Here is a 13,338-nt window from a genome sequence, read left to right on the forward strand (position 1 = left end):
TGATAAGACATTGCGGAGGACGGGATGGACAATCCCTACGAACAGGACCTCGACAGGAACGCGGCCAACCATCAGCCGCTGACGCCGCTGACCTATTTTGAGCGGGCGGCAAAAACCTTTCCCGATCAGACCGCCATCATCCATGGCCCCCACCGCACGACCTATCGCGATTTCTGGAAGCGCTCGCTGAGGCTTGCCTCGGCGCTGGCGAAGCGCGATATCGGCAAGGGCGACACCGTCACCGTCATGCTGTCCAACACACCGCCGATGCTGGAAGCGCATTTCGGCGTGCCGATGACCAGGGCGGTGCTGCATTCGCTCAACACCCGCCTCGACGCTGCGGTCATTGCCTTCCAGCTCGATCACGCCGAAAGCAAGGTGCTGATCGTCGACCGCGAATTCGCCGGCGTGGTTCGGCAAGCGCTGACGCTGGCCAAGGTCAAGCCGCTGCTGATCGATTACGACGATCCCGACTATGCCGCCGATGCGCCCTATCCCAAGGGGGAGCGGATCGGCACGCTGGACTATGAGGCGTTTGTCGCCGACGGCGACGAGGATTTCGCCTGGTCGATGCCGGACGATGAATGGGATGCTATCTCGCTCAACTACACCTCCGGCACGACAGGCAATCCGAAGGGCGTCGTCTGTCACCATCGCGGTGCGGCACTCATGGCCTATGCCAACACCATCCATGCCGGGATGGGCAAGCACCCGGTCTATCTGTGGACGTTGCCGATGTTCCACTGCAACGGCTGGTGCTTTCCCTGGACGCTTGCCGTGCAGGCCGGCACGCATGTCTGCCTGCGCTGGGTGCGGCCGAAGCCGATCTACGACGCCATAGCCGATCACGGCGTCACCCATCTCTGCGGTGCACCGATCGTCATGTCGGTGCTGATCAACGCCAGGGACGAGGACAAGCGGCAGTTCCCGCAGACCGTAAGCTTCAACACCGCCGCGGCGCCGCCGCCTGAGGCGGTGCTGTCGGGCATGGCCGATGCGGGCTTTGCCGTCACCCATCTCTACGGCCTGACCGAGACCTATGGCCCGGCCGTCGTCAACGAATGGCACGGCGAGTGGGACCGGCTGGAGAAGGGGGCGAGGGCGGCGAAGAAGGCCAGGCAAGGCGTACGCTACGCCGCGCTCGAAGGCCTGACGGTGATGGACCCGCAGACGATGCAAGAGACACCGGCCGACGGCGAGACCATCGGCGAGGTTATGTTCCGCGGCAACATCGTCATGAAAGGCTATCTCAAGAACCGCAAGGCGAGCGACGAGGCTTTTGCCGGAGGCTGGTTCCATTCGGGCGACCTCGGCGTCATGTATCCGGACGGCTACATCCAGCTCAAGGACCGTTCCAAGGACATCATCATCTCCGGCGGCGAAAACATCTCCTCGATCGAGGTCGAGGAGGCACTGTACAAGCATCCCGCCGTCGGCTCCTGCGGCGTTGTCGCCCGATCCGACGACAAATGGGGCGAGGTGCCGGTCGCCTATGTCGAGCTGAAGCCGGGCAAGGCGGCGACCGAGGCGGAGGTAATCGAGCACTGCCGCGCGCTGCTCGCCCGCTTCAAGGTGCCGAAAGCGGTGATCTTCGCCGAAATCCCGAAGACTTCGACGGGCAAGATCCAGAAGTTCCGGCTGCGGGAGATGACGAAGCAGCCTTAACATCTGATCTGAAATCGGAACCGATTTCGGAAAGCATCATTTGCAAAATCCCTTGCGTCCAAAAGACGCGCGGTGTTGCAGGCGCGCCCGGCGGGAACCACATGCGCTTCATGGGCCAACTCCGTCCAGAGATGTCACCATCTGTCATCAGCGGCGCCAGCTGGTCAAAATCGCGTCTTGACAGGTGATGGTTTTCAATTTACGAGTGACGAAATTCTAAATTCGTCAGTCGTAAATTTGGCCAACGAGATGCTTGAAACCCTAGACACCACCGCCGATTCCGCCCGCCAGGAAAATGTCACGCGCATCCTGGATTGCGCGGAGCGATTGTTCCGCCACTACGGCTACGGCAAGACCAACGTCGCCGACATAGCGCGCGAACTTGGCATGTCGACCGCCAACATTTACCGCTTCTTCGCCTCCAAGGTGGAAATCCACCAGGCGGTTTGCGGCCGTATGCTTGAGACCTGCTACCGGTTGACCTACGAAGCCTGCCATAGTCCCGGCACCGCTAGCGAAAAGCTCCGCCGCTACGTGCATACGCACTATCAGTGGACGCTCGAGACCATGATCGACCAGGAGAAGGTGCACGAGATGGTCATCGTCGCCATCGAGCGCGACTGGCATGTCATCGAAAAGCACATCGACAGCATCCACGAACTGGTTGCGGAAGTGATCCGCGAGGGCATCGCCACCGGCGAGTTCGTCGATCAGGATCCGGTGATCGCGTCCCGGTGTTTCGGTGCTGCTATTATCAGCCTCTGTCATCCGCAGATGATGGCCCAGTGCCTCGCCAAGAAGAACCGGGCGACACCGGACGAGCTTACCGAGTTTGCCATCAGAGCCTTGAAGAAATGACCGTTGCCGCCCGTCGGGCGGTGATGTCGGCAATTCATCCCCACAGTTCGGGAGTACGAAAAGTGTCTTTGTCCAAGTCCATCACCTACAGGCGACCGGCCGCCGGCCTGGCACTGATTATCGTTGCCGCTCTCGGCCTCGCCGGCTGCTCGCAGGAGAAAGCCGAGGTCACCGAGATCATCCGCCCGGTCAAGGTGGTCGAGATCGCTAAGGCGAGCGATACCCGTCAGCTTTCCTATTCCGGATCGGTGCGTGCCCGCACCGAGATGAATCTCGGTTTTCGCATCAACGGCAAGATCACCGAGCGCCTTGTCGACATCGGTGACCGCGTCAAGCCGGGCGACGTTCTCGCCCGCATCGATCCCACCGACTACGAGCTTTCGGTGAGAAGCGCTCAGGCCAGCCTCGATGCTGCCGACCGTCAGGTCGAGACAGTCGAGCTTACGCGCAAGCGCGCCGAACAGCTCTACGCCAAGAATTTCGCGCCGAAGTCGCAGCTCGAGCAGGCGACGCTCGCCTATAATCAGGCGGTCGCCACGCGAGACTCCGCCCGCTCGCAGCTTGCCCAGGCACAGAACCAGGTTCGCTATACCGATCTCAAGGCGGACAAGAATGGGATCGTCACTGCCGTTGCCGCCGATGTCGGCCAGGTCGTCGGCTCCGGCACGCCGGTGGTGACCGTTGCCATCGACGGCGAGAAGGAAGTGCTGATCGCTGTTCCGGAAACCGATATCGCCGAATTCAAGCCGGGCAAGACCGTCAAGGCCGGCTTCTGGTCCGATGAGGCGCTGACGCTCGACGGCAAGGTCCGCGAAGTCGCCGGCAGCGCCGATCCGCAGTCGCGCACCTTTGCCGTTCGCGTCAGCCTGCCCAACGATCCTCGCGTGCTGCTAGGCATGACCGCCTCCATCGAAGCCGCGGCGGACAACCGGCAGCAGCTGGTGTCGATCCCGCTGGCCGCGTTGGCGCAAAAGGACAGCCAATCGATCGTCTGGACGGTGGATCGCAATGGCGGGACCGTCCATGCGCATCCGGTCAAGGTTGCCGCCTTCACCCCAGACGGCGTCAGTGTCGCCGATGGGCTAAAGCCGGGCGACGTCGTCGTCGCCGCCGGGACGCAGTTCATGACCGAGAATCTGAAAGTCAAGCTGACCGGTGATGCAGCGCAACAGTCGGCGTCGGCCGATGACGACGCTGCAAGGCGCTTGCGCTGACGGCCAGGCAATTCACGGTTTCCGGGCGGCAAGCGCCCCCGATTTTCGAGATCTCAGGTCGATGTAACCCCCACGTCGGTCCTCGCGTCCCACCGCGATGTAGATCTCTCAACTCGGTAAGGCCTCGCCGTCCGGAAGCCCACATCGGAAGTTCCGTAGGCATGCCAAGCGCGTGCGCTGTTGATCAAATTGAAATGGACTGACGCCGATGACCATCGACACCAATGAAAAGCGGTCTTTCAATCTTTCGCGCTGGGCAATCGGTCATCCGAGCATTGCCCGCTTCCTGTTCGGGCTGATCATCGTCGCCGGTGCGCTCGGCCTGATGCGCATGGGCCAGAAGGAAGATCCCGATTTCACCTTCCGCGTCATGGTCGTCCAGGCGATCTGGCCAGGCTCCTCGATCAAGGAGATGGAGGACCAGGTCGTCAATAAGATCGAGCGCAAGCTGCAGGAAACGCCGCATCTCGATTTCGTCCGCTCCTACACCCGCGCCGGCAGCGCCATCATCACCTTGCAGGTCAAGGGCGACACCAATCCGGCGCAGGTCGCGGATGCGTTCTATCAGGTGCGCAAGAAGGTCGGCGATATCGCCAATGAACTGCCGCAGGGCTTGCTCGGGCCCTACTTCAACGACGAATTCGGCGACACATTCATCACCCTGCATTCGATCAGCGGCGACGGCTACAGCTATCCCGAGCTGAAGAAATTCGCCATCCAGGCACGCGACATGCTGCTGACGACGCCCGGCGTCGAGAAGGCCGTGATCATCGGCGACCAGCCGGAAAAGCTCTACATCGATGTTTCATCCAAGGTACTTGCCGAACGCGGCCTGACGCTGACCGACCTGCAGAATGCGATCAGGGGCCAGAACAATGTCGACCCGGCAGGTTCGGTCGATACCGGCCAGCGTTCGGTGCGCATTTCGGTCGAAGGCGACGTGGCCAGGGCGGCCGACATCCGCGAGCTTCGCCTGCGCGCCGGCAACCAGGTGACGCGCCTCGGCGACATCGCCACCGTGACCTCTGGCCTCGAAGACCCCTACCAGCGCAAATACCGCTTCAACGGCCATGACAGCGTCCAGCTCGGCGTCGTCATGGCCAAGGGCTTCAACGTCACCGACGTCGGCAAGGACGTCGAAGCGACCTACAAGCGCTTCGAGGAGGCGCTGCCCTATGGCGTCTCGGTCAATCAGATTTCCGATCAGCCGGGCGTCGTCAAGGATGCGGTGGCCGAGTTCATGGAAGCGCTCGGTGAAGCGCTGCTGATCGTGCTTGTCGTTTCGTTCCTGTCGATCGGCTGGCGTTCGGGCCTGGTGATCGCCATCGTCATTCCGCTGGTCCTGGCAGCCACCTTCGCCATCATGTACGAACTCGGCATCGACCTGCAGCGCATTTCGCTCGGCGCGCTGATCATCGCGCTTGGGCTCTTGGTCGACGACGCGATGATCGTCGTCGAAATGATGGAGCGAAAGCTCGAGGAAGGCTTGGTTAAGGTCGAGGCGGCGAGCTTCGCCTATTCCTCGACCGCTTTCCCGATGCTGACCGGCACGCTGATCACCACGGCCGGCTTCATCCCCGTCGGTTTCGCTGCCTCGACGGCCGGCGAATATGTGCGCACCTTGTTCTACGTCGTCGGCATCGCGCTGGTCGTGTCCTGGTTCGCTGCGGTCTATTTCACGCCATGGCTCGGCCACATGATCCTGAAGCAGCGCAAGCACGCCGGCAGCCATCACGATGTCTTCGACACGGGTTTTTACCGCCGTCTTCGCTCGACCGTGTCATGGGCGGTGCGCCATCGCATCATCGTCCTGGTGATGACACTGATGACCTTTGCCACAAGCCTGTGGGCGTTCCAGTTCATCCCGCAGAATTTCTTCCCGCAATCGTCGCGCCCGGAAATCCTCGTCGATCTCTGGCTGCCGGAAGGCACCAGCATCAAGGAAGTCGAGACCCAGGCCAAGGCGCTCGAAGCCAGGATGATGGACGACAAGGACAAGCGCTTCATCGCCACCTATATCGGCGAAGGCGCGCCGCGCTTCTTCCTGCCGCTCGACCAGCAGCTTCGCAACCCGAACTTCGCCCAGCTTCTGGTCATGGCCAATGACGAACCGGCCCGCGAGCGGCTGATCGTCAAGCTGCGCACCATCCTGGCCGAGGATTTCCCATCGATCCGCGCCAAGGTCGATCGCCTGTTCCTCGGTCCGCCGACCGGCTGGCCGGTACAGATGCGCGTCATGGGTCCGGATCGCCAGGAGGTGCGCCGCATCGCCGACGAGGTGAAGGCAAAGTTCCAGGCAAATCCGCTGCTCGGCGCCATCCACGACGACTGGCTGGAGCCGGTGCCGGCGATGAAGCTGGTGATCGACCAGGATCGCGCCCGTGCGCTCGGCGTCACCTCGCAGCGCATCCGCCAGATGCTGCAGGCGAGCATGTCGGGAGCGCCGCTCGATGACTTCCGCGACGGCGAGGAGACGGCTTCGATCGTCGCCCGTGAGCCGGAGGCAAGCCGTCATCTGCTGTCGGCGGTCGACTCCGTCTACATCCCGACCGATTTCGGTGGCTCCGTGCCGCTGTCGCAGGTCGCCAAGATCGTCCCGGTGCTGGAGCAAGGCGTTGAATGGCGGCGCGACCGCTTGCCGACCATCAGCGTACGCGCCACGCTTCCGGATGGCGTGCAGTCGAACGATGTCGCCATGAAGATGTACAGCGACATGCAGGGCCTGCGCGCCAGCCTCGCCCCCGGCTACAAGATCGAGATCCAGGGCGGCGCCGAGGATGCGGCCGAAAGCCAGGCCTCGATTGCGGCGAAAGCGCCGATCATGCTGGCCGTCATCGTCGTGCTGCTGATGATCCAGCTGCAGCATTTTGGCAAGGCGATGCTGGTGCTGGCGACCGGTCCGCTCGGCATCATCGGCGCGGCGGCGGCACTTTTGATCAGCGGCGCGCCGTTCGGCTTCGTCGCCATCCTCGGTGTCATCGCCCTGCTCGGCATCATCATGCGCAACTCGATCATCCTGGTCGATCAGATCGATCAGGACATCGCCGCCGGCGTGGAGCGCTCCGAGGCCATCATCGGCTCGGCGGTCCGCCGGTTCCGGCCGATCGTGCTGACGGCGTTGACCGCGGTGCTGGCGCTGATCCCGATCTCGCGCGGCGTCTTCTGGGGGCCGCTCGCCTACGCCATGATGGGCGGCATTCTCGTCGCCACGGTGCTGACCATCCTTGTCCTGCCGGCAGCCTACGCGCTGTTCTTCGGCAGGGAGCCCAAGAAGGTGGTGGAGCAGGCGGCCGAGACGGAAGAAAAGAACGAAAGGCCGCAACTGGCCCTGGCGGCCGAATAGAGCTGTTGGCAAATGTGACCTCCGGCGGTTTAATCCGCCCACCAGGCGTAGGCGCCGGAGGAGGACCGTTATGACCCTAGCTCGGACAAAGGCACCGCTGCGGCTGCCGATCGACGGGCGCCATCGCCGGATGTTCATCGGTGGTGGCTGGGTCGATGCCCGCTCCGGCCGGACCATGGAGAGCCGCAACCCCGCCACCGGCGCGGTCATCGCCACGGTGCCGCGCGGCGACCGCCAGGACATCGACTTGGCGGTGACTGCTGCGCGCAAGGCGTTCGAGGGCCCGTGGAGCCGGTTCAAGCCCTATGAGCGGCAGCTGCTGCTGCTGAGGATCGCCGATCTCTTCGAAAAGCACTGGGAAGAGATCAGCCGCTCCGACACCACCGACATGGGTATGCCGATCATGCGCACCCGAGCCAACCGCAACCGCGTCATCGGCATGCTACGCTATTATGCAGGGATGGCGACGGCGCTGCACGGCGAGACGATCGAAAACTCGCTGCCCGGCGAAATCGTCTCCTTCACCCGCAAGGAGCCGGTCGGCGTCGTCGGCGCCATCATCCCGTGGAACGCACCGACGGCAGCGTCGATCTGGAAGATCGGCCCGGCGCTGGCGACCGGCTGTACTATCGTGCTGAAACCATCGGAAGAGGCGCCGCTGACGCCACTTTTGATCGCCGACATCATGAACGAGGCCGGCGTCCCGGAAGGCGTCGTCAACATCGTCACCGGCACCGGCGCGGAGGCGGGCGCGGCACTCGCCGAGCACATGGGTGTCGACAAGATCGTCTTTACCGGCTCGACGGCGACCGGCCAGTCGATCGTGCGCGCCTCGGCCGGCAATCTCAAGCGCGTCTCGCTGGAGCTCGGCGGCAAGTCGCCGGTCATCGTCTGCGCCGATGCCGATCTCGACAAAGCGGTGCCCGTGGCCGCCATGTCGGTGTTCGCCAATTCCGGCCAGATCTGCATTGCCGGTTCGCGCCTGTTTGTCGAACGCGCCGTCCATGACGAGTTCGTCGAGCGGCTGGCGGCATATGCCAGGGGTCTCAGGGTCGGCGACGGCATCGACCCGGCGACCGAGATCGGTCCGCTCGTCTCCGAAAAGCAGCTGCAACGGGTCACCGGCTACCTCGAGGCCGGTACTGCGGAAGGGGCGAAACTCGTCACCGGAGGCACCCGGCTTGTGGAAGGCGCGCTTGCCGCCGGCAATTTCGTCGCGCCGACCGTCTTTGCCGGTGTCTCGGACGAGATGAAGATCGCCCGCGAGGAGATCTTCGGGCCGGTGATTTCGGCATTGCCGTTCGACACGCTGGACGAGGCGGTCGAGCGAGCCAACAACTCACCATATGGCTTGGCTGCAGGGGTCTTCACCCAAAATCTCGCCACCGCCCACCAGCTGTCGCGAAAGATCCGCGCTGGCTCGGTCTGGGTCAACACCTATCACGCGATCGATCCGGCCGTGCCCTTCGGCGGCTACAAGATGAGCGGCTACGGCCGCGAGGGCGGCGCCGAACACCTTGACGAATATCTCAACACCAAGGGTGTGTTCATCAAGATCGATTGAGGCTGCGCCAAACAGGGTCAGAAACGAAAAAACCCGCCTTGGAGGGGCGGGTCTCTTTTGGAGCCAATTGGCACCATACCGAAATTAGTAGCATAGCTGCCGGCACAAAGCAAGAACAAAATAGGGCTATGCCTCAAATAATCGGCGTGCCGGGCGTCTCGATGTTCCGGCAGGGGATCGGGCGCATTGCGCACCCGATCCCTCAAGGCAAGCCTCAGATGACGAACAGCCAGTTGGCAAGCAGCATCACCGCGACGCCAGCGATCAGCGTCAGGTAGGGCAGCATCCCCGCCTTGCGTACCGCAAGGTCGGACGAGCTCATGCCGAGATCGGCCAGCATGTGGTCGGGGAACTTGCCCTTGTCCTGGATGTAGTGGCGGAAGCAGAACACCGGGATGATCAAGGCTGCCGTGATCAGCCCGGCCCACAATGCCATCGGATTCCAGACCTTGGCGCCGGCGCCCATGAAGACCGCGTTGACATAGGCAAGGATCGCGCCGAGGCCGAGCAGCCAGCTCGGCGCCTTCCATGGCCGCGCAATGTGGCCATTGTCGATGCGGTGGATCCAGCCGGCATTGAGGTTGAGGAAGTTGAAGATGATGTAGCCGCAATTCGACACCGCGAGGATGAAGAAGAAGCTCGTCGCGTCGGCCGAAGCGATGGCCAGCACAATCAGGTTGAAGATCAGGTCGGTCCACATCGCCCGCGTCGGCGCACCGTGCTCGTTGACGTGGCTGAGGTAGCGCGGCAGCCAGCCGTCGACCGAACCTTGGTAGAGCGTGCGCGAAGAGCCGGCCATCGCCGTCATGATGCAGAGCACCAGCGCCAGGATCATCAGCATGACCAGCAGGCTGTGGATCAGCTGTCCGCCGCCGACCATGCCGGCCAGCGCATCGGCAACGCCGGAGCCGTCGACGATCGGCGTCGCCAGCATACCGTTCAAGCCGAGCACTCCCTGGAAGGTGAATGGCACCAGGATGAACAGCAGCATGCATAACAGGCCGGAGTAGAAGATCGCCTTGAAGGTATCGGTGCCGGGGTTCTTGAACTCGGAGGTGTAGCAGACGGCGGTCTCGAAACCGTAGGTCGACCATGCCGCGATGAACATGCCGCCGAGCACCAGCGTCCAGCCGGCGATGTTCCATGCGCCGGGCTCCGGCGCATAGGCTGCCGCAAGCGGCACCAGCGGCGAAAAATTCGCCCAGTTGATCTGGCCGGTGACGATCGGCACCACGCCGACGATCAGCATCGGGATGATGACCAGCAGGCCGATATATTTCTGGACGTTGGCGGTGCCCAGGATGCCGCGATGCTGGATCGAAAAGATGATCAGCATCAGCACCGCGCCGATGAAGAAGGTTGCGTTGAAGGTGAAGGAAACCGGGCCAAGCGTGTGACCGTAGAGCGTCCAGTTGCGGATCGCCGGCGTGGCCGCCGCGGTGACGGCGGTGATGGCGTCGGCGGCGCTGGTTCCGACATGGGCCGCGATATAGGCGGCGACTTCCGGCGAAGTGTCGGTGAACAGCGGCACCGGCGCCAGCGCGTTGAGGATATAGGCGGCGGCGATCGAGCAGCCGAGCGACAGCACCGGCGACCAGGCGAACCAGTTGCACCACACAGAAAGCGGCGCGATGAATTTCGAATAGCGCAACCAGGCAGTGGCGCCGTAGATCGAGGCGCCGCCGGACTTGTTCGGGAACAGGCCGGCGATTTCCGCATAGGTAAAGGACTGCAGGAAGCCCATGATCATGGATACCATCCAGATCAGGAAGGCCAGCGTTCCGGTGGTGCCGGCGATGCCGCCGATCGAAAACAGGACAAGGGCCGGAACGCCGCTTGCGACCCAGAAGGCGCCGCGCCAATCGATGTTCCGGTGCAGCTGCCCTTCGGCAGGCGGCACCAAGGTGGTGACTATCGTGCTCATTTACGTGGATTCCCCATTTTTGATGTTCCCCATCGGCAACAGCCGCAATCTCGCGAGGCGTCATCGACGCTCACGTTGAAACGGCCCCAGGCGTTTTCCGCTCAGTAGTATTTTATTCTTAGCAGTGAAGATTGACCCAACGCGCTTTCACGTCAAGCGGTTTGTGACGCTGTGCACATTGCTGTGAAAGACAGGACAAGCAGCCGCATCGCCGAAGGGCCGGACGAAGCCCTCCGTGGGGCGATCGATCAGGAGCGCGGCCTGGTCTTTTGCGGGTCGTAATGGGCAAAGGCGACGACGCGCGCCGGCAGCCGTTTGCTGTGGCCGTCGAGCTTGCCGATCTCGACCTCGGTGCCGATCGCCGAATGCGCGACGTCGAGCCTGGCCAACGCGATGGTCTTGTTCAGCACCGGCGAACGCATGCCGGAGGTGACGGCGCCGATCTGGGCGCGGCCGATATGCACGCAATCGCCGTGGCCAACTGTGACATTGGCGTCGATGTCGAGGCCGACCAGCTTCTTCTGCGGGTTTTCCTTGCGCCGGATCAGCGCCTCGCGGCCGATGAAATCGTCGCTCTTGGTCTTCAGCGGCACGGTGAAGCCGATGCCGGCCTCGAACGGATCGGTCTGGTCCGAGAACTCGTAGCCGGCAAAGATCAGCCCGGCCTCGATGCGCACCATGTCGAGCGCCTGCAGCCCCATCGGCTTCAGGCCGTGCGGCTGGCCGGCCTGCCAGATCGCGTCGAACACCTTTTCGGCGTCGCGCGGATGGCACCAGATCTCGTAGCCGAGCTCGCCGGTGTAACCGGTGCGCGAAACCACGACCGGAATGCCGTTGCCGCCGCCGATGCGGGCGACCGCGAAACGGAACCATTCAAGCTCGTCGATCGACGGCTGCAGCGGCGAGGTCCAGATGATCTCTCTGAGGATGTCGCGGCTTTTCGGTCCCTGCACGGCGACGTTGTGCATCTGGTCGGTCGACGAGCGGACCAGCACGGTGAGGCCGAGTTTTTGCGCCGTTTCTCGCAGCCATTCGCCGGATAGATCGTCGCCGCCGACCCAGCGGAAATTATCCTTGCCGAGCCGAAGCAGCGTGCCGTCGTCGATCATGCCGCCATGCTCGTAGCACATGGCGGAATAGACGACCTGGCCGACGCCGAGCTTCTTGATGTCGCGGGTCAGCGTGTATTGCAGCAGCGCTTCCGAATCCGGCCCGGTGACCTCGAACTTGCGCAGCGGCGACAGGTCCATGATCACGGCGTCCTGCCGGCAGGCCCAGTATTCGTCGATCGGGCCTTGCCTGGCGAAGGAATTGGCCAGCCAGTAACCCTTGTACTCGACGAAGTTGCGGGTGTGCTTGGCAAAGCTCGAATGAAAGGCGGTCTCGCGGGTCATTTTCGGTTCCGAATCGGGCGTCATGCGTCTGGCGATCGCTCGCGAGAATTTGTGCTGGCCGGAATAGGTTCGCACATGGATGTCGGTCAGGTTCCAGCCATTGGCCGGTGTCGTATCGTCAGGGCAGGCTGACGAGACGCAGACGATGTCGGTCAAGGCGCGCAGCAGCACATAGTCGCCCGGCCGCGACCACGGCTCGTCGGAAACCACGACGCCATGCGCGTCGATTGTCGTGTTGAAGAAGAAGTTGATCGCCATCCAGCCGGCGCGGGGCGTCACACCCTTGTCGGCCAGCGCGCGGTTGAAATTCTCCGAGCAGTTGGGATGGCCGGGATAACCGATGTCGTCGTAATATTTGGCGGCGCAGGCGAGCGCGAATGCATCGTGCCGGCCGCAAGTGTCCTGGATAACCTCGACCAGCGGCTCCATGTCCTGGTCATAATATTTCGAATGCAGGCCGGGCATCGGATAGCTCGAGCCCATCAGCGTGCGCGTCGTCGTCACGTCGAGCGGATGATCGCGGCCCGTGTCCAGCTTGCGCGCCGAAAAGCACTGGAAGTCCGTGCATTGGCGCCCGTCGACATCGATGATCTGCAGATAGTCGCCGGCTTTGACGAAGTAGGCTTCCGCCGTCGCCGAATGGACGCGCAGGTCGAGCACCGGATCGGCCAGCGGGTCGGCAAGCCTGGATTTCGCCGCCGGGCGGGCGGTGGCGCGCCGGACGATTACGCTAAGCGGCGTCGCCGTATCGTGGCCGTCGACCAGCATCGGACCGCCCGGCGCAGCAATCAGCATCGACCCATCGCGGGCGATGGTAAAAGCTTGTTCGGTACCGGCAGGGGTGGCGCCGCCGAAAACGCGAACCGCCTTTGCCTGGTCGAGCTGCACCTCGCGCCGCTCGAGCCCCCGGTGCAGGAAAGCGAGGCTGTCGTCGCCCTCGGCCAGCAGCGCCTTGATGCCGGCGGCATTGCTGTTCGATTTCTCGCCGAAAATGCCGGAATCGGTCGCGCCGCTGCTATCCCATGCCAGCAGCTCGCAGGCCTGCCCACCTTCGACATTGCGCACGCTGATCGTATCGCCGGCCTCGACCTCGATCAGCACCGCGCCATTGCCCTGAACCGAGTAGCGCTCCATCCCGGCCGGCAGCGCAATCTGGCCTGGCCGCAGGATCAGGCTCGGCCGCGGCGGTCCGGCGGCGACGGCGGGGTAGGGCGACTGGCTCATCTCAACCCTGGTTTCGAGAAACAAGTTTGCCTGTGTGTGAAATTATTTTAGCGGGAAGAATAGGGCAGAAGAGCCGGAGTTGGCAAGTGAAGGTGGGGCAGCTCGGCCTTATCCTTCCGATTGTCGGCGCTGCCCCTCATTGCCCTGCCAGG

At 63.2% G+C, this 13,338-nt stretch carries 7 protein-coding genes; 5 read left to right on the top strand and 2 right to left on the bottom strand.

What is annotated here, in order from left to right:
• Positions 1–24 precede the first annotated feature (24 nt).
• From NKJ40_RS10645 to NKJ40_RS10665, 5 genes are all read left to right on the top strand, one after another.
• Complete coding sequence (locus NKJ40_RS10645; protein WP_352466057.1) at positions 25–1,665, top strand: acyl-CoA synthetase; 1,641 nt, start codon at positions 25–27, stop codon at positions 1,663–1,665.
• Between the two features lie 249 nt (positions 1,666–1,914).
• Complete coding sequence (locus NKJ40_RS10650; protein ID WP_352466058.1) at positions 1,915–2,523, top strand: TetR/AcrR family transcriptional regulator; 609 nt, start codon at positions 1,915–1,917, stop codon at positions 2,521–2,523.
• Between the two features lie 62 nt (positions 2,524–2,585).
• Complete coding sequence (locus NKJ40_RS10655; RefSeq protein WP_352466059.1) at positions 2,586–3,737, top strand: efflux RND transporter periplasmic adaptor subunit; 1,152 nt, start codon at positions 2,586–2,588, stop codon at positions 3,735–3,737.
• Positions 3,738–3,945: 208 nt separating this feature from the next.
• Positions 3,946–7,080, top strand: a complete 3,135-nt coding sequence (locus NKJ40_RS10660) for an efflux RND transporter permease subunit (RefSeq protein WP_352466060.1) — start codon at positions 3,946–3,948, stop codon at positions 7,078–7,080.
• 70 nt (positions 7,081–7,150) lie between these two features.
• Entirely contained in the window at positions 7,151–8,644 is a 1,494-nt protein-coding gene (locus NKJ40_RS10665) for an aldehyde dehydrogenase family protein (protein WP_352466061.1), read from the top strand.
• A gap of 214 nt (positions 8,645–8,858) precedes the next feature.
• Here the strand turns inward: NKJ40_RS10665 and NKJ40_RS10670 are convergent, their stop codons facing one another.
• Together NKJ40_RS10670 and NKJ40_RS10675 are read right to left on the bottom strand one after the other, a co-directional pair.
• The gene (locus tag NKJ40_RS10670; RefSeq protein ID WP_352466062.1) at positions 8,859–10,568 is read right to left on the bottom strand and encodes a trimethylamine N-oxide permease; all 1,710 of its coding nucleotides are present in this window, start codon (positions 10,566–10,568) and stop codon (positions 8,859–8,861) included.
• A 248-nt stretch (positions 10,569–10,816) separates the two neighbouring features.
• Positions 10,817–13,186 carry a trimethylamine N-oxide demethylase gene (locus NKJ40_RS10675; protein ID WP_352466063.1) on the bottom strand — a complete coding sequence of 790 codons (2,370 nt, stop codon included), beginning with the start codon at positions 13,184–13,186 and terminating at the stop codon, positions 10,817–10,819.
• Between the last annotated feature and the right edge of the window lie 152 nt (positions 13,187–13,338).

This window comes from Mesorhizobium sp. M0119 (assembly GCF_040322615.1).
In the GTDB taxonomy this organism is placed as follows: Bacteria; Pseudomonadota; Alphaproteobacteria; order Rhizobiales; family Rhizobiaceae; genus Mesorhizobium.

What these genes read in the sequence shown, in the direction of transcription:
- NKJ40_RS10665 (WP_352466061.1), top strand. Translation starts at nt 7,151, where the DNA reads ATGACCCTAGCTCGGACAAAGGCACCGCTGCGGCTGCCGATCGACGGG.
- NKJ40_RS10645 (WP_352466057.1), top strand. Translation starts at nt 25, where the DNA reads ATGGACAATCCCTACGAACAGGACCTCGACAGGAACGCGGCCAACCAT.
- NKJ40_RS10660 (WP_352466060.1), top strand. Translation starts at nt 3,946, where the DNA reads ATGACCATCGACACCAATGAAAAGCGGTCTTTCAATCTTTCGCGCTGG.
- NKJ40_RS10650 (WP_352466058.1), top strand. Translation starts at nt 1,915, where the DNA reads ATGCTTGAAACCCTAGACACCACCGCCGATTCCGCCCGCCAGGAAAAT.
- NKJ40_RS10675 (WP_352466063.1), bottom strand. Translation starts at nt 13,186, where the DNA reads ATGAGCCAGTCGCCCTACCCCGCCGTCGCCGCCGGACCGCCGCGGCCG.
- NKJ40_RS10670 (WP_352466062.1), bottom strand. Translation starts at nt 10,568, where the DNA reads ATGAGCACGATAGTCACCACCTTGGTGCCGCCTGCCGAAGGGCAGCTG.